This window comes from Ideonella flava, from assembly GCF_051857595.1.
Taxonomy (GTDB): Bacteria; Pseudomonadota; Gammaproteobacteria; order Burkholderiales; family Burkholderiaceae_C; genus Ideonella.
The window spans coordinates 17,715-42,184 of record NZ_JBPZHD010000017.1 but is presented as its reverse complement, the minus strand read 5'-3'; the positions used below and the strand labels follow the sequence as shown (position 1 = coordinate 42,184).

Below are 24,470 nucleotides of genomic sequence, written 5' to 3'. Positions count from 1 at the left end.
ATTGGCTTGAGACCGGCGCCGGGCGGAGGGCTCCCGCCTAGCTGCCGAGTTCCGCCAGCATGTCCTGCAGCGCGGAACGGATCCGCGCCTGCTCGGCCTCATGCTCGGCGAGCGCTTCGTCGGCCCGCTGCTGCAGACCCTCGGCCAGTCCATCCCGGCCGCCGTGGCGATGGATCCTGGCCAGGCGCGCGAAGGTGGCGGCTCGGTCATCGGCGTCGCGTTGGGTGCCCGCCCCGGCTTCTGCCGCACGACTGTCAGCCAGAGCGTTGGCGACCCGGCCCAGCCGCACGTGGCACCACGCCCGGTCGGCCAGCAGCCGCGGCTCGCGATGGGCCATGCCTTCCTGGCTCGCCCGGCCCAGGTGGTCGTCGAACAGGCGAGCCGCTTCATCGTATCGGCCCAGCACGACCAGGAACTGCGCGCGGATCACCGGCACCAGGGTGGACAGCGAAGCGACGCCGGTGCCCCAGTCGTAGTTGGCCGTCGACTCCGCCTCCAGCAACCCCTTGCGAGCCTGGTCGAGATCCCCCCGGCCGAAGGCGTCGGCCAGGGCCACCTGGCCCGAGCGCATCGACGAGATGTTGTGCAGCATCGCGCTGATCATCGAGCTGTCGCCATCGGCACTGGCGTGGGCCCGCGCCCGCAGGTACCAGGTCTGCGAGTTGGCATCGTCTCCAGCGCAGCGGAAGGTGTCGGCCAGCACCAGGCCGGCGCGTGCCCGCGCGGAGTGCTGGTCGGGTTCAGCCAGGCGAAGCGCATTCCCGACATGCTTGGTCAAGGCCAGCCAGTCGGAGGCGTTGAAGGCGCATGTCGCCAGCCAGGCCGACGCCGCGGCCTGCATCGAGGCATGGCCGATCGACTCGGCCAGCTCGAACGCCCGCTGGAACTTCGCCGCTGCGAGGGGCGAGATGGTGTCGAAGTGCTCGATCTGGCCATCGACCAGGTGGATCCACGCCGCGAGCAGGGTGTCCTTGTGGCGCTGGTTCTGCGTGCGCAGGCCCGACAGGGCGAAGCGCGCATCGGCAAGCAAGCCCAGGCGGGCCATCGCGCCGGCGCGCTCGGCCTTCAGGTATTCGCGCTGCAAAGGCTCGGCAGCGGTCGTGATGGCGCCGTCCAGGCGCTCGATGAGGCGGGACGAGACCATGGTCGGCTCGGGCGTCAGGCGGCAGCCAGGCGCTCGAACGCCTCCTGGTACTTGGCGGCGGTGCGCTGCACCACCTCGGGCGGAAGCGCCGGCGCCGGCGCCTTCTTGGCCCAGGGCCGGCCGTCCACGGTGGCCTGCTCCAGCCAGTCGCGCACGAACTGCTTGTCGTAGCTGGGCGGGTTGGCACCGGCTTTCACGGCTTCGGCGTAGCCCTCGACCGGCCAGTAGCGCGAGGAGTCGGGCGTCAGCACCTCGTCCATGAGCGTCAGGCGACCGTCTTCGTCCAGGCCGAACTCGAACTTGGTGTCCGCGATGATGATGCCCTTGGCGAGCGCGAAGGCGGCGGCCTCGGTGTAGAGGCGGATCGCCGTGTCGCGCACTTGTTCGGCCAGCGGCCGGCCGATCTGCGCGGCCATCTGCTCGAACGAGATGTTCTCGTCGTGCTCTCCCATCTCGGCCTTGGTGGCGGGCGTGAAGATCGGCTCGGGCAGCTTCGCTGCGTTGGTCAGACCCGGCGGCAGCGCCACGCCGCACACCGATTGAGACTGTTTGTACTCTGCCCAGCCGGAGCCGGCGAGGTAGCCGCGCACCACCGCCTCGACCGGGATGGGCTTCAGGCGCTTGACCAGCATCGAGCGGCCACGCACCTGCTCGACCTCGTCCGCCGCGACCACCGACTCCGGCGCCTCGCCGGTGAGATGGTTGGGCACCACGTGGGCGAGGCGCTCGAACCAGAACAGGGCCATCTTCGTCAGCAGCTCGCCCTTGCCGGGGATGGGCTCGCCCATCACGACGTCGAAGGCCGACAGCCTGTCGCTGGCCACCATCAGCAGGCGGTCGGAGCCGACCGCGTAGTTGTCACGCACCTTGCCGCGCGCCAGCAGGGGAAGGGAATGCAGCGAACTCTGGAGCAGCGAGGGTGTCATGGCGCCGAGTGAGAAATGAGGCCGGCGATTGTAGGTCTCGCCGGCAGGGCGTCAGGCGACCGTCAGACCACCGTTTGCGCCAGCTCCCCGCGCGAGTAGCGGGTGGCCATGTCCGTCAGCGGGATGGGCTTGATCTTCGCCGCCTGGCCCTCGCAGCCGAACTCGAGGTAGCGCTGCCTGCAGATCTTCATCGCGGCTTCGCGCGCGGGCTTGAGCCACTCGCGGGCATCGAACTTGTCGGGGTTCTCGGCCATGAACTTGCGCACCGCGGCGGTCATCGCCAGCCGGATGTCGGTGTCGATGTTGATCTTGCGCACGCCGTGCTTGATGGCCTCCTGGATCTCCTCGACCGGCACGCCGTACGTTTCCTTCATCTTGCCGCCGTACTGGTTGATCAGCGCCAGCAGATCCTGGGGCACGGAAGAGGAGCCGTGCATCACCAGGTGGGTGTTGGGGATGCGCTTGTGGATCTCTTTCACGCGGCCGATGGCGAGGATGTCGCCGGTGGGCTTGCGGGTGAACTTGTAGGCCCCGTGGCTCGTGCCGATGGCGATGGCCAGGGCGTCGAGCTGGGTCCGCTTGACGAAGTCCGCCGCCTGCTCCGGGTCGGTCAGCAGCTGGTCGTGCGTCATCGTCGCCTCGGTGCCGTGGCCGTCCTCCTTGTCGCCCTTCATGGTCTCCAGCGAGCCGAGGCAGCCGAGCTCGCCTTCGACCGTGACCCCCTGCGCGTGCGCCAGCTCCACGACCTTCTTCGTGACGTCGACGTTGTAGTCGTAGCTCGCGATGGTCTTGCCGTCGGCCTCCAGGGAGCCATCCATCATCACCGAGCCGAAGCCCAGGGCCATCGCACCGCGGCAGACCTCCGGGCTCTGGCCGTGGTCCTGGTGCATGACCAGCGGGACCTGCGGCCAGGTCTCGACCGCGGCCTGGATGAGGTGCTTGATGAAGGCCTCGCCGGCGTACTTGCGGGCACCGGCGCTCGCCTGCAGGATGACCGGGGCGCCGACCTCGGCGGCGGCCGTCATCACGGCCTGCACCTGCTCCAGGTTGTTGACGTTGAAGGCCGGGATGCCATAGCCGTTTTCGGCGGCATGGTCCAGCAGCTGGCGCATGGAAACGAGAGGCATGGTCTTCCTCGGTGGCAGTGGTGGAACCTGAGCCGGCGCTGGCCGATGTAACCGCGCCGTAACTGGCGTCGATTCTACCGGCCACCCCTCGGCAGCCCTGGGGGGCCAAGCAGCCGCCGTGCCACCCGCCCGGGCCGCCGGCGGCGCGCAATTGGCGGGCAAAGCCGGCGCTTTTCCGGCTCCAGTTTGCGCCCGATGAATCAACACTGTCAGCTCTGGAAATGCTGAGAACTCCCGACATGGCCCGAATCGAACTCGCCCAAGTCACCACCTGGATCACCCGCCTCGTCCAGGAGCGGCCCGCCGACCTGGTCAAGGCCGTGGCCGAACGTGCCGGCTGCGGCCCGGGCAAGGCCCGCAGCCTGGTGAAACAGCTGGTCGAGCTGGGCTGGCTGCAGGCCGCGGGCGAAGGTCGCAAGGTCCGCTTCGCGCCCGGCAGGCTGCGCCAGATCGTCGTGCGCTACCCGCTGGCCGGCCTGGACGAGGACCTGCCCTGGTCACGCGATTTCGCGCCCCATTTCGATCTGCCCAGGAACGTGCGACAGATGGCGCAGCACGCCTTCACCGAGCTGCTGAACAACGCCATCGACCACAGCGAAGGCCAGTCCGTCACCGTCTCGATGCGCCAGACGCCCGCCCACCTGCAGCTGCTGGTGTCCGACGATGGCCGGGGCCTGTTCGACAAGATCCGCGAGGGCTTCGAGATCGAGGATCCGGCGATGGCGATGCTGGAGCTTTCCAAAGGCAAGCTGAGCAGCGCGCCCGAGCGCCACACCGGCCGCGGCCTGTACTTCACCTCGCGCCTGGCCGACGTGTTCGACCTGCACGCCAATGCCTTCGCCTTCCAGCACCGCGAGTGGGATGCGCACAGCTGGAAGCAGGGCCGAGCGATGCGCCAGCAGGGCAGCGCCATCTATCTCGCCATCGCGCTGGACACCACGCGCACGCTGGACGAGGTGATGCGCTCGGCCAGCCTGGACGCTCGCAACTACTCGATCGAGCGCACCACCCTGCCCTTGCGGCTCATCGTCACCGAGGACACCGGCCTCGAATCACGGGCGCAGGCGCGCCGGGTGGCCTCCCGCCTGACCGAGTTCAAGCAGGCCGAACTCGACTTCACCGGCATCGACCACATCGGCCAGGGCTTCGCCGACGAACTCTTCCGCGTCTTCGGCCGCAACCAGTCCGCCGTGCAACTGGTCGTCAGGAACGCCAGCCCGCGCGTGACCGCCATGATCGACCTCGCCCAAGCCGCCTGACGTAGGCCCCCACGGCCCCTTCCGGGGCCTGCCCCCCGAGGGGCTCGCGCAGCGGACCGGCGAAGCCGGATCCGCGCACGCCCTGGGTGGGAGCGGCGCTGCGCGCGCTCGGAAAGGCGGCGCAGACCTGGCGAGGGGTGGAAGTGGGCGGCGCTTCGCGCGCCCCTTAGTTCACTCGACAGACTTTGAGCATGTTGGTGCCGCCGGGGTAGCCCATGGGCTCGCCGCAGGTGATCGCGTAGGTGTCGCCCGGCTTGAGCACGCCGCGGTCGACCAGCACCTTCTCCGCCGCGGCCAGGGCCTGGTCGCGGTCGGTGTAGTTGGACATCAGAATGGGCCGCACGTTGCGGTACAGAGCCATTCGCGACTGGGTACGCTCCTGGCTCGTCAGCCCGTAGATGGGCACGCGGATGTTGTGCCGGCTCATCCACAGCGCGGTCGAGCCGGATTCGGTCAGCGCGATGATGGCCCGGCAGCCCAGGTGGTGCGCGGTGAACAGGGCACCCATCGCGATCGACTGGTCGATGCGGCCGAAGCGCTTGTTGGTGAAGTCGGCGTCGAGCTGCACTTCTTCGGCCCGCTCGGCCTCGTAGGCGATCAGCGCCATGTGCTCCACCGTCTCGACCGGGTACTTCCCGGCGGCCGTCTCGGCCGACAGCATCACCGCATCGGTGCCGTCGAGCACCGCATTCGCCACGTCGCTCACCTCGGCGCGCGTAGGCACCGGCGCGAGGATCATCGACTCCATCATCTGCGTGGCGGTGATGGTGATCTTGTCCAGCTCGCGGGCCATGCGGATCATCTTCTTCTGCAGCGCCGGCACCGCGGCGTTGCCGACCTCGACCGCCAGGTCGCCTCGCGCCACCATGATGCCGTCGCTGGCCTTGAGGATGGCCTCGAGGTGCGGGATCGCCTCGCTGCGCTCGATCTTGGCGATCATGGCCGGCTTGTGGCGCCAGGGCTCGCCGGCCACGTTGGCCAGCTGGCGCGCCATCTCCATGTCGGTCGCGTTCTTCGGGAAGCTCACCGCCAGGTAGTCGCACTGGAAGCTCATCGCAGTCTTGATGTCCTCCATGTCCTTGGCGGTCAGGGCCGGCGCGGTGAGGCCGCCGCCCTGCTTGTTGATGCCCTTGTTGTTGGAGAGGATCCCGCCGACCTTGACGATCGTGTGGACCTGCTCGCCCAGCACCCGCTCGACGGTCAGCACGATGAGGCCGTCGTTGAGCAGCAGGGTGTCCCCGGGCTTGGTGTCGCGCGGCAGCTCCTTGTAGTCCAGGCCCACGCCGTCCAGGTCGCCCGGCTCGGCCCGTCCGGCATCCAGGATGAAGCGGGCGCCGTTCTCCAGCATGACCTTGCCGCCGGCGAACTTGCCGACGCGGATCTTCGGGCCCTGCAGGTCGGCCATCAGCGCCACCGGATTGCCGACGCGTGCGGCGCACTCGCGCACCAGGGCCGCGCGGTCGATGTGGTCCTGTGCCGTGCCGTGGCTGAAGTTCAGCCGGACGACGTCGACTCCGGCTCGCAACAGTCGCTCCAGCACGAGGGGGTCGCTGGAGGCCGGGCCGAGGGTGGCGACGATCTTGGTGGCGCGGGACATGGCGTGTAGTTCTCCGGGTCGGTGCAAGCCGGCGATTATCGGCAGGCCGGAGGCCTTCCGGTTACCGTTCAGTTACCGCCATCAACCCGCTGCACGTGCCGCCGCCACGTCGGTCACCGCCAGGGCGGTCATGTTGACCACGCGCCGCATGGTGGCCGACGGCGTGAGGATGTGCGCCGTCGCCGCCGCCCCGAGCAGGATGGGCCCCACCGTCACGCCGTGGCCGCCGGTCATCTTCAGCACGTTGAACAGGATGTTCGCGGCATCGATGTTGGGCAGCACCAGCAGGTTGGCCGAGCCGGTCAGCGTGGTCTCGGGCAGCACCGCGCGGCGGATGGTTTCCGACAGCGCCGCGTCGCCTTGCATCTCGCCGTCGCACTCGATGCCGGGGCAGCGCTGCACGAAGAGTTCACGCGCCGCGCGCATGCGCCTGGCCGAAGCGCGGGTCGAGGAGCCATACATCGAGTGCGAGAGGAAGGCCACCTTGGCCGGCATGCCGAAGCGCTGGATCTCCTCGGCCGCCATCTGCGCGATCTCGGCCAGCTGCTCGGCCGTCGGCTCATCGTTGACGAAGGTGTCGGCGATGAACAGCGTGTGCTCGTCCAGCATCAGCGCGTTCATCGTCGCCATGGTGCCGGAGCCTGGGCGCGCGCCGAGCACGGCCTTCACATGGTCGAAGTGGTGGTCGAAGCGACCGACCAGCCCGCACAGCAGCGCATCCGCCTCCCCGCGGCGCACCAGCATCGAGCCGATCAGCGTGTTGGAGCGGCGCAGCGCCGACTTGGCCATCTCGGGCGAGATGCCGTCGCGGCCCATCAGCCGGTGGTAATCCTCCCAGCAGGCGCGATAGCGAGGGTCGTCTTCGGGGTTCACGAGCTCGAAGTCGACGCCGGGCCTCAGCCGCAGGCCGGCGCGCTCGATACGCATCTGGATCACGTTGGGCCGGCCGATCAGGATGGGCTTGGCCAGTCCGTCGTCCGACACCACCTGCACCGCTCGCAGCACGCGTTCATCCTCGCCCTCGGCGTAGACCACGCGCGCCGGCTTGGCCTTGGCTGCGAGGAACACCGGGCGCATGAACATGCCGGTCTGGTAGACGTACTTCGTCAGCTGCTCGCGGTAGGCCTGCGCATCGGTGATCGGCCTCGTCGCGACGCCGGACTCGGCGGCCGCCAGCGCCACCGCGGGCGCGATGCGCAGGATCAGGCGAGCGTCGAACGGCGTGGGGATCAGGTAGTCCGGGCCGAACTTCAGCTCCTGGCCGGCGTAGGCCGCCGCCACCTCGTCGCTGGTCTCGGCCTTGGCCAGGGCCGCGATCTCGTGCACGCAGGCCCGCTTCATCTCCTCGGTGATGCGGGTGGCCCCGCAGTCGAGCGCGCCGCGGAAGATGTAGGGGAAGCAAAGGACGTTGTTGACCTGGTTCGGATAGTCCGAACGGCCGGTGGCGATGATGCAATCCGGCCGCGCGGCCTTGGCCAGCTCGGGCCGGATCTCAGGCTCGGGGTTGGCCAGCGCCAGGATGATGGGCCGGTCGGCCATGGTCTTGACCATCTCGGCCGTGAGCACGCCGGCGGTCGAGCAGCCGAGGAAGACATCGGCACCGGCCACCACCTCGGCGAGCGTGCGGGCCTCGGTGCGTTGGCAGTAGCGCTGCTTGGATTCGTCCAGCCTGTCGCTGCGGCCCTCGCGGATCACACCCTTGGAGTCGCAGACGAAGATGTTGGCCGGCTTCACGCCCAGGCTGACCATCAGGTCCAGGCAGGCGATGGCGGCGGCGCCGGCGCCCGAAACCGCCAGCTTGACCTCGCCGATCTGCTTGCCCACCAGCTCCAGGCCGTTGATCAGGGCCGCGCTGGAAATGATGGCCGTGCCGTGCTGGTCATCGTGGAAGACGGGGATGTTCAGCCGCTCGCGCAGCTTCTTCTCGACGTAGAAGCACTCGGGCGCCTTGATGTCCTCGAGGTTGATGCCGCCCAGCGTGGGCTCGAGCGCGGCGATGATCTCGACCAGCTTGTCCGGGTCGGTCTCGGCGAGTTCGATGTCGAACACGTCGATGCCCGCGAACTTCTTGAACAGGCACCCCTTGCCCTCCATCACCGGCTTGCCGGCCAGGGGGCCGATGTTGCCCAGGCCCAGCACCGCAGTGCCGTTGGTGACCACGCCGACCAGGTTGGCGCGCGAGGTGTAGTCGGCCGCCTTGGCCGGATCCTCCTCGATGGCCAGGCAGGCATAGGCCACGCCGGGCGAATACGCCAGCGACAGGTCGCGCTGGTTGGACAGCGGCTTCGTCGGCGTCACGGCGATCTTGCCGCGAGTCGGAGTGCGGTGGTAATCCAGCGCGGCGTCGCGCAGGGCTTGTTCGGCGGGGGTCAAGGCGTTGCCCATGGCGTGCTGTCTCTCGTCTTTGCTGGAGGGACGGCAGCGTACCGGCCAGGCGGCGCGGCCGCGTCCGTGATCCCCACAGCATGCACGATCGGCATGCCTCGATGCCAGTAGGGCGTGCCGGCGCCTTGGCGGTCAGCGTGCCGGCTGCGGCCGTGCGCACGCGGCAGGCGAAACGGCCGCCGCCTTCACGGCTTGCTCGGCCTGGCGATCGAACCAGCTCTTGAGCAGTTCGCCCGGGCCGGCCGCACCGCCGGTGCAGGGGCGATTGCGGTAGCTCGACCAGGCCGGCTGCGTCGGCGCGCCGCTGGACAGCCGGCTGTGGCGCTCGTCCGCCCCATAGACGATCACGCCGATGCGTCGTTCGGCGAGGTAATCCAGCAGCGTTTCGACCCGGTCCGGCCCGCCGCGCTCGCACTGGCGCGCCGCATGGCCCCATTCGGTCACGATCACCGGGTGGCTGGCAGCGAAGCGGCCGAAGCGTTGGTCCCAGCCGGCGGGTGAGTTGTCCTCCTGCCCGAAGTACGGGTGGACGGCGTAGGCCAGTTGACCCAGCGGATCGACCAGCACAGGGGCGCCGTCCAGGCGGGCCGCCCCCCGAAGGCCATCGACGATCAGGAGGTTGCGCACCCCTTGGCGGCGCAGCGCGTCGATCAGGGCCTGGTGGCCGGCGCGCCAGGCCTCCCACATGCCGGGGCCAGGTTCGGGTGGACTGGCCGGTTCGTTGAAAAGTTCGAAAGCGATGCCCAGGTCACCGCTGAAGACCGGCGCCGCCGCCACCCAAGCCCGCAGCGCAGAGGACTTCGGCAACATCTCCACCGGCTTCACGCCGGTCCGCCCTTCCCACTGGAGCGAGAGGATGACGCTGTAGCCCCCGCGCCGCGCCGCGGCCACGGCGTCCTTCACTTCGCCCAGGTAGGCGGGATCGTGCTCGGGCGACTGCGGGTCGAGGAAAGGCTGGCCGATCTGCAGCCGGATCACGTCGGCGCCCAGGGCCTGGGCCAAGGGCAGCGCCTCGGCATCGAAACGCTCCCGCGCAGCGGCGGTGCTCGGATCGGCCTCGCGCGAGCGGGGCACCAGGCGGCCGAAGAACGACAGGCCCCTCGGCACCCAGGGCTTGCAGTCGCGCAGCAGCTGCGTGCTGCCGGCCTGGACGCCGATCACGCCGGCCGCGGGCTCGGCGGCCCACCCGCTCGTGGCCAGCGCACAGGCCAGCAACAGCCCGATGATCCGGCGCGGCGCCATCAGCGCCAGCGGTTCAGGCTTCAGCAGCGCGCTTCGCCAGGATTTCGAAGGCCGGCAGTGTCTTGCCTTCGAGCACCTCGAGGAAGGCTCCGCCGCCGGTGGAGATGTAGCCCACGTCCTTCTCGATGCCGTACTTGGCGATCGCAGCGAGCGTGTCGCCACCGCCGGCAATGCTGAAGGCCGGGCTGTCGGCTACGGCACGGGCGATGGCCTCGGTGCCCTTGGCAAAGGCATCGAACTCGAACACGCCGACCGGGCCGTTCCAGACGATGGTGCCGGCGGCCTTGAGCTTGTCGGCCAGGCGAGCCGCGGTCTTCGGGCCGATGTCGAGGATGAGGTCGTCTTCTGCCACGTCGGCCGCGGCCTTCACCGTGGCCGGCGCGTCGGCGGAAAAGGCCTTGGCGACCACCACGTCCTCGGGGATGGGGACCTCGGCGCCGCGCGCCTTCATCGCCTCGATCACGGCCGTGGCCTCGCCCAGCAGGTCCCGCTCGGCCAGGCTCTTGCCGATCGGGAGCCCGGCGGCCAGCATGAAGGTGTTGGCGATGCCGCCGCCGACGACCAGGCCATCGACGTTCTTCGCCAGGCTTTGCAGGATGGTGAGCTTGGTCGACACCTTGGAGCCGGCGACGATCGCCACCAGCGGCCGCTTGGGATCGGCCAGGGCCTTGCCGATGGCATCGATCTCGGCGGCCAGCAGCGGGCCGGCGCAGGCCACGGGGGCGAACTGGGCGATGCCGTAGGTGGAGGCCTCGGCGCGGTGCGCGGTGCCGAAAGCGTCGTGGACGAAGATGTCGCACAGCCGGGCCATCTTCTTTGCCAACTCCTCGTTGTTCTTCTTCTCGCCCTTGTTCAAGCGGCAGTTCTCGAGCATCACCAGCTGCCCCGGCGCCACGCTGACGCCATCGACCCAGTTCGCGACCAGCGGCACTTCGCGGCCCAGCAGCTCGGCCAGGCGGGCAGCCACGGGGGCGAGCGAATCCTCGGGCTTGAACTCGCCTTCCGTCGGCCGGCCGAGGTGACTGGTGACCATCACCGCCGCGCCGGCATCGAGCGCCATCCGGATGCAGGGCACCGAGGCGCGGATGCGGGTGTCCTCGGTGATGCGGCCGTCATCGTCCTGCGGCACGTTCAGGTCGGCGCGGATGAACACGCGCTTGCCTTGCACTTGGCCCTGGGCAATGAGGTCGGAGAAGCGGAACACTTTCATCATGGTCGTGTCTTCGTGAGAGGGAGGGGATCCGGCTGGCGTGCGCCACCGCGGGAGCCCTACCAGCCCAGACCGAAGCGCAGGGCCAGCAGCACCGCGGTGCCGCAGACGATGGTGCCGAGGATGCCACGGCGCCACCAGTACCACAGACCGCCGGCGGCGGCTGCGTACAGGCGCGCATCCTGCCATGTCCCGATGAGGTGCCCCTGGCTCATGATGACCTCGGGCACCACCACCGCCACCAGCGCGGCCAGGGGCGCGTATCGCAAGGCCTCGCGCAGCCAGGCGGGGATGGAGACCTCGCGCTCGGGCAGCAGGAAGAACGAACGCGTCACCAGCGTGATCACGCCCAGGCCGAGGATCGCGATGACCGCCTCCCAGCCGTTCATGCGGCCCCCTTGGCCCTGCTCATGGCTGCTTCTCCAGCTTGACCGCAGGCGCGGGAGCCGGCGAGAAGTGGTCCATCAGGATGCCGATGGCGACGGCCGCCGCGATGGCGACGACGATGTTGAGCTTGAACGGCAGCGCGAAGGCCGCGACGGCGGCACAACCCGCCACCGCGGCGGCGATCCACGTGGCGCGGTCGGAAAGCAGCGAACCCGTCAGTCCGAGCAAGGCGAGCGTGCCGGCGAAGCCCAGGCCCCATTCGGTGGGGATCCGGTCGGCCAGGGCGATGCCCAGCATCGACATCAATTGCCAGGTGACCCAGTTGACGCTCACGCCGCCCCAGAAGTACGGGCCCTGGTCGGGGTGCGGCCTCGGCTCGGGGTAGCGCCGCATGAACATCACGTAGTTCAGGTCGGCGGTGAAATAGCCGTACATCATCCGCTGGCGCAGCGACAGCTCGGCAAGATAGGGTCGCCAGCTCGCGCTGAAGATGACGAAGCGCAGATTCACGCAGGCGGCCGTGGCCCACACGACCCAGATCGGCGCGCCGGAGACTATCAGCGGGAGCGAGGCGAGTTGTGCACTGCCGGCAAAGACGATCAGGGACATCAGCACGGACAGCGGGATGCCCAGGCCGGTCTTCACCATCGCCACCCCGGTCACCAGGCCCCAGGCCCCGAGGCCCAGCGCGATGCCAGTCATCTCACGCGCACCGTCGCGGAACGCGGGGTGGCGCCAAACGGGGGCGCTGGAGGCGGGATCGGGCATCCCGCGATTGTCGCCTAGGGTTTTCACCCATCCCGCCTGCACAGTTGCCGGCGGGATCTGCACCCTTGCAGGGCATGACCCGGTCAGTGGGTGCTCGTCGCCTTCTTGCTGCCGGCGCGCGCTTCCTTGACGTCGGCGCTCGCAGCGGCCTTGCGGTCCGACTTGCCCCCCTCGTCGCCGGCTTCTTCTTCGCTCTTGGCGCTGCTGCGCGCGACCTCCGGCGTCAGCTGCGGCGGCACCGGCTCGAGCTTGTTCTCGCGCATGTAGTCGTCCATCTCGCGCCAGCCGGCGTAGATGGCGGCCTTGTCGGCCTTCCTGTTCAGGGTGTAGCAGTCCTCGATCGCGCGGGCCGCGTTGCGGCACGCCGCACCGATGGCCTTGCCCTCGGCCGCCCGGCGTTCGGCCACCGCGCTGGCGCCCTCGATGCCCAGCAGGTCGCAGCCGGCCAGCAGCATGCCGGCCAGGATGGCTACGAGGGCAGGAGGCGGGCGGCGCATGGCGGGCAGGCTTTCGTCGGACGTGGGACTGCCTGTCTTATCGGCCGCCGCCTGGCGGACTTGAGCGCGCCCCTTCAGGCCCTGGCAGCGCCCGCCCGCGCCATGTCCAGCAGGCGTTCCACGCGCTCTTCGGTGCTCGGGTGGGTCGAGAACAGGCCCGCGATGCCGCGTCCGGACAGCGGGTTCATGATCATCATCTGGGCCGTCTCGGGGTGGCGCTCGGTGGTCTCCAGCGGCACGCCCTGCGCCACGCGGTGGATCTTCTGCAGGGCCGAGGCGAGCGCCTGCGGATCGCCCGAGATCTCGGCGCCGCCACGGTCGGCCTCGAATTCGCGGGCCCGGCTGATGGCCATCTGGATCAGGCTGGCCGCCAGCGGGGCCAGGATCATCACCAGGATGGACACGATCGGGTTGACCGGGCGACCTTCGTCATCCCGGCCGCCGAAGATCATCGCGAAGTTGGCCAGCATCGAGATGGCGCCGGCCATGGTCGCGCTGATGGTCGAGATGAGGATGTCGCGGTGCTTCACGTGCGCCAGCTCGTGCGCCATCACGCCGCGCAGCTCGCGCTCGCTGAGCACGCGCAGGATGCCCGTGGTGGCCGCCACGGCGGCGTGGGCCGGATTGCGGCCGGTGGCGAACGCGTTGGGCGCGTTCTCCTCGATGAGGTAGACGCGCGGCATAGGGAGCTCGGCGCGCTGTGCCAGCTCCTGGATCATCCGGTAGAACTGGGGCGCGCTCTGGGCGTCGACCTCCTGCGCGTTGTACATGCGCAGCACCAGCTTGTCCGAGAACCAGTAGCTGAAGAAATTCATGCCCAGTGCCAGCACCAGCGCGAACACCATGCCCTGGTGCCCGCCGATCAGCCGGCCGATGGTCATGAACAGGGCGGTGATGGCCGCCATCAGGACGGCGGTCTTCAGCAGATTGAACATGGATGGCATTCCTCGCGCCCGCGTTGGCGCGCATCAGTCACGTTACTGGGTCAGATGCGGGCGGCGGGTCGGGAGTTCAATGGGGCTGCAGGTCGCAGCCTTCCAGCCCGGGCCGCGCCTGCATGAAGGCCGTCGCCGGCAGGCGCTTGCCCCCGGGTCTCTGGAGCTCCAGCAACGAGAGGCCGCCGTCCGCGCAGGCGACCACCAGGGCCTGGCCGTCGGCTTGCAGCACCCGCCCCGCCGGCCCCACGAGATCAGGACGTAGCGAGGCCTGCCAGACCTTGATCGTCTCGCCGCCGGATTCGAAGCTGGCGCCGGGGAAAGGGTTGAAGGCGCGCACCCGGCGTTCGATGGTCGCCGCCGGCAGGCTCCAGTCGATCGCCGCTTCGGCCTTGTCGATCTTGTGGGCGTAGGTCACGCCCTGCGGCGGCTGGGCCGTGGCCACCAGTCGGCCCGCATCCGCGTCGGCCAGCGCCTGCACGATCATCCGGGCGCCGAGCGCGGCCAGTCGGTCGTGCAGACGGCCCGTGGTGTCGTCCGGCCGGATGGCCTCGCGCTCGAGGGCCAGCATGGCGCCCGTGTCGAGCCCTTCGTCCATCTGCATGATGGTGATGCCGGATTCGGCGTCGCCGGCCTCGATCGCGCGATGGATCGGGGCGGCGCCGCGCCAGCGCGGCAGCAGCGACGCATGGATGTTCAGGCAGCCCAGGCGCGGCAGTTCCAGCACCCAGCGCGGCAGGATGAGCCCATAGGCGGCCACCACCATCACGTCGGGCGCTGCGGCCTCGAGCTGCGCCCGCGCCGCAGGGGCATCCGTGGCGTACTTGCCGTCCAGCTTCAGCCCCTGAGGCTGCGCGACGTCTAGCCCGTGAGCCAGCGCAAACTTCTTGACCGGGGACGGGGTGAGTTTCATGCCTCGCCCGGCCGGCCGATCCGGCTGGGTGAGGACGATCGGGATCGTATGGCCCGCGGCATGGATGGCAGCCAGGGCGGCCGCCGCGAAATCAGGCGTGCCCGCGAAGGCGACGCGCATCGGCCGTTCTTCGCTCATCGCGCCTTCTGCTCTTCGCGCGCCTTCTTCAGCATCTTGGTCTTGATGCGCTCGCGCTTGAGCGGGCTGAGGTATTCGACGAAGACCTTGCCGAGAAGGTGATCCATCTCGTGCTGGACGCAGACCGCCGTCAGGCCCTCGGCGTCGAATTCATAGGGCTGTCCGTCACGGCCGAGCGCCCGCACCGTCACCCGGGCGTGGCGGGGCACGGCGTCGTAGATGGTCGGCACGGACAGGCAGCCCTCTTCGCCCACCATCATCTCGTCGCTGATCTTCACCAGTTCCGGGTTGATCAGCACCCGCGGCTGATCGCGCTGCTCGGAGGTGTCCATCACGATCACGCGTCGGTGAACGTCCACTTGCGTGGCCGCCAGGCCGACGCCATCGGACTCGTACATGGTCTGCAGCATGTCGTCGACGAGCTGCCGAACCTGTTCGTCGACCTCGGCCACGGCGGTGGCGACGGTGTGCAGGCGCGGGTCGGGGTAGCGCAGGATGGGAAGCAGGGCCATGGGAAGAATGAGGATCGGAATTCAGCTCGGGGCTTGCCCCGGTTTGTCAACGCGACACCACAAATAGTGCCGTTTGTCGTGACAAAGGGTTGCGACACGCGGCCAAGTTTGTTTACGGTATCAAGGATTTAGAGGCAGAATTTGCCGAGCTTTCTCAAGTTTTCGCTCGGCTGAGCGAACTGGTTAGGCGGTGACCGAAGGGTGGCTGCCCCAGCGCCCGGCCGGAATTGTTGCATCGCCCCAGATTTCCGGCTCGTCGCCCGGGAGTGTCCATTCATGATGAGCCGAACTGTCCGCCAGCCCCTCTTGCGTCGTTCCTCTTGGGTCGTGGCCTTCAGTCTGGGTTTCGCGGCCGTATCGGCCGGCGCCGCGACGTGGCCGGTCACGCCGGGCCAGCGCTCCACGGCCCAGCAGGTGGCTGAAGCCGGCGTGCCACTGTCCGAGCTGGCCCCCAACGCCCCTGACAGCTACACCGTCAAGCGCGGCGACACCCTGTGGGACATCTCGAAGATCTTCCTCAAGACCCCGTGGCGCTGGCCCGAGCTCTGGGGCATGAACCTCGACCAGATCCGCAATCCGCACCTGATCTATCCTGGGCAGGTCCTCTATCTGGACAAGACGGGTGACCGCGCGCGCCTGCGCCTGGGCAAGCCGGTCGAGACCCAGGACGGCAAGCTGTCACCACGCGTGCGGGCCGAGCCGCTGCCCGACGACGCCATCGCCTCGGTGCCCATGCACCTCATCGGCCCGTTCCTCAACGACGCCATCGTGCTCGACTCCAACACCCTGGAGACGGCACCCCGCGTGGTGGCCACGCAAGAGGGGCGGGTCCTGGTCTCGAAGGGCGAGAACGCCTACGTGCGCGGCGATCTTTCGGCGGCCCGCAACTGGCAGCTCTTCCGTGAGCCCAAGCCGCTGATCGACCCGACCACCAACGAGCTGCTCGGCTTCGAGGCGCACTTCGTCGGCACCGCCGAGTACACACGTCCCGGCGAGATCCGCGCCCTGCCGGACGGCAAGAGCGAGATCGTGCCGGCCACGATCACCATCACCAACCTGCGCGAGGAAGCCAACATAGGCGACCGCCTGTCGCCGGCGCCCGCCCGTGATGTCGAGGCCTTCGCGCCGCACTCGCCGGGCGGCCCGATGTCCGGGCGCATCATCTCCGTCTACGGCGACGGGCTCAACGCCGGCCAGAACCAGATCGTCTCGATCAACCGGGGCGCCCGCGACGGCGTTGAGCGCGGCCACGTGCTGGCGCTGTGGCGCGCCGGGACGCAGCGGGTCGACACCACCGACGCGGCCAAGCCGATGATCCGCCTGCCGGACGAACGTCACGGCCTCCTGTTCGTCTTCCGGGTGTTCGAGCGCGTGTCCTATGCGCTGATCCTGCAGGTGAAGGACCCGGTCTCCGCCGGCGATCTGTTCACCGAGCCGTAAGGGTCGTCCCGCGCCGGCTGGCGCGGGGCCCGCGAGCCACCGTTGCGGGGGACGGCTGCCACCCTCGATTGCCGCATGCCCACTGCCGCCCATCCCTTGTCTGACGACGAGCTGTTCGCCTGGCTGGGCCTGGTGCACTCGCCGGGCCTGTCTCCCGGCGCAGCACGCCGCCTGCTGGCCGCGTTCGGCTCTCCCGAAGCGGCCATCGGAGCTGGTCCCGGTGCCTGGCGGGAGGTCGCGGGCCTGGCCGCGAGCCAGGCGCTGTTGAATCCCGCCCTCAACCCGGACGAGACCTTCGCGCGCACCCGGGCGTGGTTGGCGGAGGACCCCACCTGTCGCCATGTCGTCACGCTGGGCGATCCCACCTACCCCACCGCCCTTCTGCAGACGGCCGACCCGCCGCTGCTGCTTTATGGCCACGGCCGGCTGTCCCTGCTGGAGCGCCCGTCGCTGGCCATCGTGGGCAGCCGCCACGCCACCCCAGCCGGGCTGGACAATGCCCGGGCCTTTGCGGCCCATCTCGCGCAAGCCGGCCTGGTGATCGTCTCGGGGCTGGCCCTGGGCATCGACGGCGCGGCCCATGAGGGCGCGCTGGAGGGCGCCGCCGCGGGGGGCACGGGGGGCACCATCGCCGTGGTCGGTACCGGCCTGGATCGGGTCTACCCCAAGCGCCACCATGCGCTGGCGCACCGCCTGGTCGATGGCGCCGGCTTGCAGCTGAGCGAGTTCATGCTCGGCGCCGAGTCGCTGAAGGAGCACTTCCCGCGCCGCAACCGCATCATCGCGGGGATGTCGATGGGCACGCTGGTGGTCGAGGCCGCCGTGCAATCCGGCTCGCTGATCACGGCGCGGTTGGCCGTCGAATGCGGCCGCGATGTGTTCGCCATCCCCGGATCCATCCACAGCCCGCAATCGCGCGGCTGCCATCGCCTGATCAAGGAGGGCGCGAAGCTCGTCGAGACCGCGGATGACATCCTGCACGAGCTGCGCTGGCCCGCGGCGCCAGCGCCGGCGCCTTCCGCTGGCGCCCCGACGGGGCGCGAGGATCCGGTGCTGGCCGCCATGGGTCACGATCCAGTGACGACGGACTCCCTGTCGGACCGGACCGGCTGGCCCGTCGCTGAACTGCAGGCCCGACTGCTCGAACTGGAGCTCGACGGGCGCATCGCGCGGCTGCCCGGCGGCCTGTTCCAGCGCCGTGCGGCCGCTTGAGCCGAGCCCGGCCAGACGGCATCGAACTGGGCCCCAAGGCCGCCAAATGCTCCCGACCCGGGCAAAGGCGCTCGGGTATAGTCAGCCCATCATGTTCGACGTGCTGGTCTACCTGTACGAAAACTACTGGCGGCCCGACGCGTGCCCCGACCATGAGCAGCTCACGCGCAAGCTCTCGGCGGTCGGCTTCGAATCGGACGAGATCCAGGAGGCGCTGCACTGGCTTGATGGCCTGGCACTGCGCACCGACGAACTGAGCGCCGAGGCGGGCGCGCCGGCGGCGCCGCTGGCGCAGTCGGCCTCGGCCGTCCGCATCTACTTGCCCGAAGAGCAGGAGTTGCTCGGCGAAGAGTCGATCGGCTTCATCAGCTTCCTCGAATCCGCCGGGGTGCTCACCGCGCCGCTGCGCGAGATGGTGATCGATCGAGCCGCGGCGGTCGGCGCGGGCCCGCTCCCGCTGGACGACCTGAAGATCATCGTCCTGATGGTCTTCTGGAGCCTAGGCGCGGAGCCGGACGCGCTCATCCTGGACGAGCTCTTCGTCGCACCGGAAGACCGGCTGATTCACTGAGCGGATCGCGCCGCGGTCAGGCGAGCAGCCGTGCCGGATCGGCCTTGATCTTCTCGATGGCGCTGCGGGTGGCGGCGACGGTCAGGGACTCGTCCTGCAAAGGCACCAGCAAACCGGCCTGCAGAAAGGCCGCCAGTCGGGCCTTCTGAAACAACACGCAGCGCCCGTCGGCCGCCGAGAACAGCGAAAGCTGCCGGCTCATCCCCTGCCAGACCAGGCGCACCGAGAACTGCCGCCCGCGAAGGTCCAGGGTGAAGGCGGCCCCCAACTGCAGTTCAGCCGCCCATTCCAGCATGGCGGGGCTCGGCATGGATCCGCCGTCGGCCACGATCTCGAGGCCCTCGTGCTGGTGGCTGCTGCTGTCGAGGACCCAGCTCTCGTCGATCTCGACGTCTTCTTCCGGCAGCAGCTCCTCGATCATCTCCAGCCGCTGCTTGAGGTCGTCCAGTTGCTGGGCCGTGATCGCGGTGGCGCGTGCACTGAAGGCAGCCGTGAGCGCCAAGTTGAGCGACTTGATCGCCTTGTCCTGCTTCTCCGCGGCCAGGCCGACGGAAGCCATGCCCTGTCGCAGGGTCGTGAGCAGCGGCGGCACGCGGCGGATCACCTCGGCCCTGTCCTCGCGATTGGTCTTGGCGCTGGCCGTCCACAGCAACTCGCTGGCGGCTGCGCGGACGGTCTTGACCTGGTCGCTCTGCGGCCCGTGGCGCACCGCGGCCGTGGCCAGCACGTCGGCCCACACGTGGAACATGAACTCGCGGATGCCTTCGTGCACCGGGACGTTGCCCAGCAGCTTGCGCAGCTCGATGGTGTACTGGATGGCCAGCGTTTCCCGCTGCTCCACCTGCTGGGCCAGCGAAACACCGGCGCGGCTTTTCTCGTTCTGCTCGCGGAAATAGCCCTCGAGGAACTTCTCGAACTCGTTGAGCACGGTCTGAAAGACACGTCGCCCGGTGTCGGGAAAGGCCTCCACCACCTGGACCACGCGCTTGATTTCCGTCTCCAGCGGCGTGCCCAGGACCTCGGCCCCGCCCTCGAAGCCCATGACGCAGGCTCCCATCCGGTCGATCAGCCGGCGGGCCGGGTGGTCGGCAGTGGAGAAGAAGTCGGGCTCGGCGATGGCCACCCGCAGGGTCGGCATCTGCAGGCGAGCGAACCACACCCGCAGCTGGGCAGGGATTCGCTCCTCGGTGAGGATGGCCTGGAAGAGCAGCGCCACCAGTTCCACGGTGGCCCGCTCGGCCGGCGTGCTGGCTGCCGCCTTCAGCGCCGCCTGTCGATCGCGCAGCTCCTGCAGGAGGATCTCCGGCGCCGGACCGACACCGGCAGCCGCGCCCCCTGCTATGGCTCCGTCGCCGGCCGGTCCGCCGGCCTGCTCCACCAGGCGCTGCTGCGCCTTGGCCATCGCCTCCGACAGCCGTGCCGACGCGGGACGCGCGTGAGCGGTGTCGCGGAAGCCGGGCAGATGGCGCTCCATCACCTCGGAGAAATGCTCCAGCACGACGTCCGCGCGCGCCGAAGCGCCGGCCGCCGGACGGGTCATCATGCGGGTCTCGTCTTCGATGCTGTGGCCGTGCAGGATGCTCTGCGGCGGACGGGGCCCCCCACCAAACGGATCGTTGCCCGCTGCCGGACCAGCCGCTCCCGCTCCAGCGGGCCGGGTCGGCCCACCGCCCATGCCACCGTGCCCCGTGGGTCCATAGACGCTGGACCGTCCGGTCGCCGTCGGCATGGGCGCGGAGGCCACCGAGGTGTCGCCAAAGCGGGTGCTCGCTCCGCCGCCGCGGGTGGCGGCGGGATCCGGCTCAGGCGTCAGTCCGCCGGGCGATGTGGAACTGCCATCGGAGCGGCGGATCGCGCCGCGCAAGTCGACCTCGGGCAACACGCCGCGCTCGACCAGCCACTTGTTGGTCTCCTGCCAGACCGCCTCCATCGGCTTGGAGCAGGCCTTGACCAGGTACTCTTCAAGTCCGCGCCAGCTTTCAAGTGCGAGGCCGGCCTGCGTCCAGGCGTCTATCACGCATTCGGCCAGGACCGGCGGGCGGAACAGGTCGCCCGCTTCAAGATCAGGCAGTTGGGACAGCGAGGTGAGTCTTGCGCGCAGGGCGTTGAACTCCCAGATGCCCTTGTCGAGCATGCTCTGGGCAAGGCGCGAGATCAGGATCTCCCGCTGGATCTCGTCATCGTCGACCAGCTTCAGATCGAGCGCACCGCTCAGCGTGGCCGGCCCGTTCGCAGCCGCCGAGGCCTGCACTGCACTGCCCGAGGCCACCTGCTTCTGAACCCGCTCGGCCAGCCTGCGCGGCCACTGGCTGCCGTTGCGCATCACGTCCTGCAGCATGTCGCGCCTGGCCTGGGCGACGGTGCGCTCCGCTGTCTTCTCGTTCAGCGCCTGGGCCCCTGCCATCGCAGCGTCCAGCCAGGGCTGGAATTCCTTCACCAGACGTTCAGCGAAATACAGTCGCGCTTGGTCGAGGAGACTCGTCTGGGCCGAAGATGAAGGCATGTGGGCGGCGGGACAGGCGGGTCAGTAGTGAGCTTTGACTCTACACCACCGCTCCGGCGTTCGGATCGTTCGGATCGCCGCCTTCCTTGGCCGGGCCGGACTTGATCAGGTCTTCGCGCTTCACACCCAGCCACATCGCGATGGCCGCGGCGACGAAGACCGAAGAGTAGATGCCGAACAGGATGCCGATGGTGAGCGCGACCGCGAAGTAGTGCAACGTCGGGCCGCCGAAGATCAGCATCGACAGCACCATCATCTGCGTGCAGCCGTGGGTGATGATGGTGCGGCTCATCGTCGAGGTGATCGCGTGGTCGATCACCTCGTGGGTCGTCATCTTGCGGTACCTGCGGAAGGCCTCGCGGATCCGGTCGAAGATCACCACCGATTCGTTCACCGAGTACCCCAGGACCGCCAGCACAGCCGCCAGCACCGAGAGCGAGAACTCCCACTGGAAGAAGGCAAAGAAGCCCAGGATGATCACCACGTCGTGCAGGTTCGCGATGATGGCGGCGACCGAGAACTTCCACTCGAAGCGGATCGCCAGGTAGATCATGATGCCGATCACCACGCAGGCCAGGGCCTTGGCGCCGTCCTGGGCCAGCTCGGCGCCGACAGAGGGTCCGACGAATTCGGTTCGGGCCAGCTCGAACGGCTCGCTGCCGTCGGCCTTGGTACAGGATGGCCGGGTGATCGACTCGCCCTTGGGCGTGGTCACGGCCTTGGTTGCGACCTGGCCCTGTTCGGCTGCGCAGAGTGCATCGAAGACGCGCTGGGCCACTTCCGCCTGCTTCACGTCCGAGCGCACCGGCACGCGGATCATCACGTCCTGCGAGGTGCCGAAGTTCTGCACCTGCACCTCGCCGAAGCCGAGCTTGTCGACGGCTTCGCGCACATGGGCAAGGTTGGCGGTCTGCGCGTAGTGGATCTCCGAAACCGTGCCGCCGGTGAACTCGATCGAGAAGTGCAGGCCCCGCGTGGCGAGGAAGAACACCGCGGCGAGGAAGGTGACGGCAGAGACGATGTTGAACACCAGCGCGTGCCGCATGAACGGGATGTCGCGCCGGATACGAAAGAATTCCATGGTGGACCCTTGTGAGAGCTTCTCGTCGCGCGCCGTTCAGGCCTTGTCGGCGGCTTCGCCGGCAGGTGCCGGCGCGCCATCCGGGCGCCACACCTGGCCGATCGAGACCGCCTTGAGCTTCTTCTGGCGGCCATACCAGAGGTTGACGAGCCCGCGCGAGAACATCACGGCAGAGAACATCGACGTGAGGATGCCGAGGCAGTGCACGACCGCGAAGCCGCGCACGGGGCCGGAGCCGAATGCCAGCAACGCCAGGCCCGCGATGAGCGTGGTGATGTTCGAGTCCAGGATGGTCGCCCAGGCGCGTTCGTAGCCCGCGGAAATGGCCGCCTGGGCAGAGGCGCCGCCGCGCAACTCCTCTCGCACCCGCTCGTTGATCAGCACGTTCGAGTCGATGGCCATGCCGAGCGCCAGCGCGATGGCGGCGATGCCCGGCAGCGACAGGGTGGCCTGCAGCATCGACAGCACCGCGATCAGCATCAGCAGGTTGAAGGCGAGCGCGAGCGTCGAGAACATGCCGAACAGCAGGTAGTACAGGCACATGAAGACGGCGATCGCGGCGAAGCCGTAGGTCACGCTGGCGAAGCCCTTGGCGATGTTGTCCGCGCCCAGGCTCGGGCCTATGGTGCGCTCTTCGATGATCTCCATGGGCGCGGCCAGCGAGCCGGCGCGCAGCAGCAGGGCCGTGTCGTTGGCTTCCTGGGTGGTCATGCGACCCGAGATCTGGAAGCGCGCACCCAGCTCACCACGGATCACCGGCGCCGTCACCACCTCGCCCTTGCCCTTTTCGAACAGCAGGATGGCCATGCGCTTGCCGATGTTCTCGCGAGAAACATCGCGCATGATCCGCGCGCCCTTGGCATCGACCGTCAGGTGCACTGCCGGTTGCTGGTGGTCGTCGAAGCCCGGCTGGGCGTCGCTCAGGCTGTCGCCGGTGATGATCACCTGGCGCTTGACCATCAGCGGACCGCCGCCACGCTCGACATAGCGCTCCGTGCCGTAGGGCACCGGCCCTCCACCTGCTGCGGCGGCAGCTGCCTCGACCGAATCGTCGACCATGCGCAGCTCGAGAGTCGCTGTGCGGCCGATGATGTCCTTCGCCTTGGCCGTGTCCTGCACCCCTGGCAGCTGCACCACGACCCGGTCTGCGCCTTGTTGCTGGATCACCGGCTCGGCCACGCCGAGCTCGTTGACGCGGTTGTGAAGCGTGGTGATGTTCTGCTTGAGCGCGGCATCCTGGACGCGGCGCACCGCCTCGGGCTTGAGCGAGCCGCTGAGCAGCAGGTCGCCATTCGAGGCATTGCCATCCGCCCAGACAATGTCCGGTTGACTGTCGTTGAGCACGGGCAGCGCCGCGGCGCGGGTTTCTGCATCGCGGAAGCGGACTTCGACGACATTGCCCTCGCGGTTGATCCCCGCGTGCCGGATGTTCTTGTCTCGCAGCGTGCTGCGGATGTCCCCGGCGACCGACTCGGCCTTCTTGGTGAGCGCCGCCTTCATGTCGACCTGCATCAGGAAGTGCACGCCGCCTCGCAGGTCCAGTCCAAGGTACATCGGCAAGGCGTGCAGTCGGGCCAGCCAATGCGGCGAGCGGGACACCAGGTTCAGCGCGACGATGTAGGAAGGATCGCTCGGATCGGTGTTGAAGGCCTTGTTGAGCGCGTCCTTGGCCTTGAGCTGGGTGTCCGTGTCGGCCAGGCGCGCCTTGACGGAGTTGCCCTCGAACTGCACGAAATCAGGCTTGATCCCGGCGGCTTGCAGCGCCTGCTCGACCCGCCCGGCCAGCGAAGCATCCACCTTGAGCGTCGCCTTGCCGCTGGAGACCTGCACCGCCGGCGCCTCGCCGAAGAAGTTGGGCAGCGTATAGACCAGGCCCACCACCAGCGCGAAGGCCAGCAGCAGGTACTTCCACAAGGGGTATCGATTCATGTCGAGCTTTCTTGCCGGGGCCGGGGATGACCCGCGGGTGCGCGCGAGGCGGCAGGCGCAGGCGCCGCCGCTGGTCGGGCTTACTTGTAGGTGCCCTTGGGCAGCACCTGGACCACGGACGAGCGCTGGACCTGGACCTCGACGTCCTTGGCAACCTCGACGTGCAGCACGCTGTCGCCGATCTTGGCCACGCGTCCGATCACGCCCCCACCGATGACCACCTCGTCGCCCTTGGCGAGCGCGTCGATCATGGCCTTGTGCTCCTTCTGCCGCTTCATCTGCGGGCGGATCATGATGAAGTACAGCACCACGAACATCAGCACGAGCGGCAGGAATTGCATCAGGCTGCTGGCCGCGCCACCGGCGGTGGCGGTGGTGCCCTGGGCGTAGGCGTTGGAGATGAACACAGGAATCTTCCTTCTCTTCAGTGTGCGGCCGGTTGACGGCGCGGCATTGTAGTTGTGGTGCCTTGACGGCCAATCAAGCGGCGATCGGGCAGCGAAGACCTGGGACAAACCCGCGACCGACAGGAGGCAGGCCCAGAAACGATCAAGCCCTCGCTACACGGGGCAGGGAGGGCTTGGACGCGCAGCCGGCTCGGGCTGCATGAAACTGGTTGCGGGGGCAGGATTTGAACCTGCGACCTTTGGGTTATGAGCCCAACGAGCTACCAGACTGCTCCACCCCGCGACAG

At 68.8% G+C, this 24,470-nt stretch carries 21 protein-coding genes and 1 tRNA gene; 4 read left to right on the top strand and 18 right to left on the bottom strand.

Annotated elements, in window-relative coordinates; translation table 11 throughout:
• Positions 1–37: 37 nt before the first annotated feature.
• The 3 genes from ACS5PM_RS29970 to fba form a co-directional block, all read right to left on the bottom strand.
• Positions 38–1,144 carry a hypothetical protein gene (locus tag ACS5PM_RS29970; RefSeq protein ID WP_439391662.1) on the bottom strand — a complete coding sequence of 369 codons (1,107 nt, stop codon included), beginning with the start codon at positions 1,142–1,144 and terminating at the stop codon, positions 38–40.
• Between the two features lie 14 nt (positions 1,145–1,158).
• On the bottom strand, positions 1,159–2,070 hold the full coding sequence (locus tag ACS5PM_RS29965; protein ID WP_439391660.1) for a phosphoribosylaminoimidazolesuccinocarboxamide synthase: 912 nt from the start codon (positions 2,068–2,070) through the stop codon (positions 1,159–1,161).
• 62 nt (positions 2,071–2,132) lie between these two features.
• Entirely contained in the window at positions 2,133–3,197 is a 1,065-nt protein-coding gene (gene fba, locus ACS5PM_RS29960) for a class II fructose-bisphosphate aldolase (RefSeq protein ID WP_439391659.1), read from the bottom strand.
• Between the two features lie 239 nt (positions 3,198–3,436).
• Here fba and ACS5PM_RS29955 point away from each other — a divergent pair, with 239 nt between their 5' ends.
• Positions 3,437–4,456, top strand: coding sequence for an STAS-like domain-containing protein (locus ACS5PM_RS29955; protein ID WP_439391657.1), 1,020 nt, complete (start codon positions 3,437–3,439; stop codon positions 4,454–4,456).
• A 166-nt stretch (positions 4,457–4,622) separates the two neighbouring features.
• On the opposite strand, the gene pyk is transcribed toward ACS5PM_RS29955, so the two are convergent.
• From pyk to def, 10 genes are all read right to left on the bottom strand, one after another.
• Entirely contained in the window at positions 4,623–6,053 is a 1,431-nt protein-coding gene (gene pyk, locus ACS5PM_RS29950) for a pyruvate kinase (RefSeq protein ID WP_439391656.1), read from the bottom strand.
• Positions 6,054–6,134: 81 nt separating this feature from the next.
• Positions 6,135–8,438 carry an NADP-dependent malic enzyme gene (locus ACS5PM_RS29945; protein ID WP_439391655.1) on the bottom strand — a complete coding sequence of 768 codons (2,304 nt, stop codon included), beginning with the start codon at positions 8,436–8,438 and terminating at the stop codon, positions 6,135–6,137.
• Positions 8,439–8,570: 132 nt separating this feature from the next.
• Positions 8,571–9,680: a glycoside hydrolase family 5 protein gene (locus tag ACS5PM_RS29940; RefSeq protein ID WP_439391654.1), complete on the bottom strand. Its 1,110-nt coding sequence runs from the start codon at positions 9,678–9,680 to the stop codon at positions 8,571–8,573.
• Between the two features lie 13 nt (positions 9,681–9,693).
• A complete protein-coding gene (locus ACS5PM_RS29935) occupies positions 9,694–10,890 on the bottom strand; it encodes a phosphoglycerate kinase (RefSeq protein ID WP_439391846.1) in 1,197 nt (398 codons plus the stop codon).
• Positions 10,891–10,949: 59 nt separating this feature from the next.
• Positions 10,950–11,279, bottom strand: coding sequence for an AzlD domain-containing protein (locus tag ACS5PM_RS29930; RefSeq protein ID WP_439391653.1), 330 nt, complete (start codon positions 11,277–11,279; stop codon positions 10,950–10,952).
• A gap of 19 nt (positions 11,280–11,298) precedes the next feature.
• Positions 11,299–12,045 carry an AzlC family ABC transporter permease gene (locus ACS5PM_RS29925; protein ID WP_439391652.1) on the bottom strand — a complete coding sequence of 249 codons (747 nt, stop codon included), beginning with the start codon at positions 12,043–12,045 and terminating at the stop codon, positions 11,299–11,301.
• A gap of 83 nt (positions 12,046–12,128) precedes the next feature.
• Positions 12,129–12,542 (bottom strand): hypothetical protein, encoded by a 414-nt coding sequence (locus tag ACS5PM_RS29920; RefSeq protein WP_439391651.1) that lies wholly within the window; start codon positions 12,540–12,542, stop codon positions 12,129–12,131.
• Positions 12,543–12,616: 74 nt separating this feature from the next.
• Positions 12,617–13,477 carry a zinc metalloprotease HtpX gene (gene htpX, locus ACS5PM_RS29915; RefSeq protein ID WP_439391649.1) on the bottom strand — a complete coding sequence of 287 codons (861 nt, stop codon included), beginning with the start codon at positions 13,475–13,477 and terminating at the stop codon, positions 12,617–12,619.
• A 76-nt stretch (positions 13,478–13,553) separates the two neighbouring features.
• Positions 13,554–14,510, bottom strand: coding sequence for a methionyl-tRNA formyltransferase (gene fmt, locus ACS5PM_RS29910; protein ID WP_439391845.1), 957 nt, complete (start codon positions 14,508–14,510; stop codon positions 13,554–13,556).
• Positions 14,511–14,524: 14 nt separating this feature from the next.
• A complete protein-coding gene (gene def / locus ACS5PM_RS29905; protein WP_439391648.1) occupies positions 14,525–15,040 on the bottom strand; it encodes a peptide deformylase in 516 nt (171 codons plus the stop codon).
• 279 nt (positions 15,041–15,319) lie between these two features.
• Between def and ACS5PM_RS29900 the strand changes: the two genes are divergently transcribed.
• The 3 genes from ACS5PM_RS29900 (at position 15,320) to ACS5PM_RS29890 (ending at position 18,263) form a co-directional block, all read left to right on the top strand.
• Positions 15,320–16,480 (top strand): LysM peptidoglycan-binding domain-containing protein, encoded by a 1,161-nt coding sequence (locus tag ACS5PM_RS29900; RefSeq protein WP_439391844.1) that lies wholly within the window; start codon positions 15,320–15,322, stop codon positions 16,478–16,480.
• Positions 16,481–16,555: 75 nt separating this feature from the next.
• Positions 16,556–17,692 carry a DNA-processing protein DprA gene (gene dprA / locus ACS5PM_RS29895; RefSeq protein WP_439391646.1) on the top strand — a complete coding sequence of 379 codons (1,137 nt, stop codon included), beginning with the start codon at positions 16,556–16,558 and terminating at the stop codon, positions 17,690–17,692.
• A gap of 91 nt (positions 17,693–17,783) precedes the next feature.
• Positions 17,784–18,263 carry a Smg family protein gene (locus ACS5PM_RS29890; protein ID WP_439391843.1) on the top strand — a complete coding sequence of 160 codons (480 nt, stop codon included), beginning with the start codon at positions 17,784–17,786 and terminating at the stop codon, positions 18,261–18,263.
• A 16-nt stretch (positions 18,264–18,279) separates the two neighbouring features.
• Here the strand turns inward: ACS5PM_RS29890 and ACS5PM_RS29885 are convergent, their stop codons facing one another.
• The 5 genes from ACS5PM_RS29885 to ACS5PM_RS29865 form a co-directional block, all read right to left on the bottom strand.
• Positions 18,280–20,766, bottom strand: coding sequence for a DUF1631 family protein (locus tag ACS5PM_RS29885; RefSeq protein WP_439391644.1), 2,487 nt, complete (start codon positions 20,764–20,766; stop codon positions 18,280–18,282).
• Positions 20,767–20,806: 40 nt separating this feature from the next.
• Positions 20,807–21,847: a protein translocase subunit SecF gene (gene secF, locus ACS5PM_RS29880; protein ID WP_439391643.1), complete on the bottom strand. Its 1,041-nt coding sequence runs from the start codon at positions 21,845–21,847 to the stop codon at positions 20,807–20,809.
• A 36-nt stretch (positions 21,848–21,883) separates the two neighbouring features.
• Entirely contained in the window at positions 21,884–23,776 is a 1,893-nt protein-coding gene (gene secD / locus ACS5PM_RS29875; protein WP_439391642.1) for a protein translocase subunit SecD, read from the bottom strand.
• A gap of 80 nt (positions 23,777–23,856) precedes the next feature.
• The gene (yajC, locus tag ACS5PM_RS29870; protein ID WP_439391641.1) at positions 23,857–24,183 is read right to left on the bottom strand and encodes a preprotein translocase subunit YajC; all 327 of its coding nucleotides are present in this window, start codon (positions 24,181–24,183) and stop codon (positions 23,857–23,859) included.
• Positions 24,184–24,389: 206 nt separating this feature from the next.
• Positions 24,390–24,466, bottom strand: a tRNA-Met gene (locus tag ACS5PM_RS29865).
• Positions 24,467–24,470 lie beyond the last annotated feature (4 nt).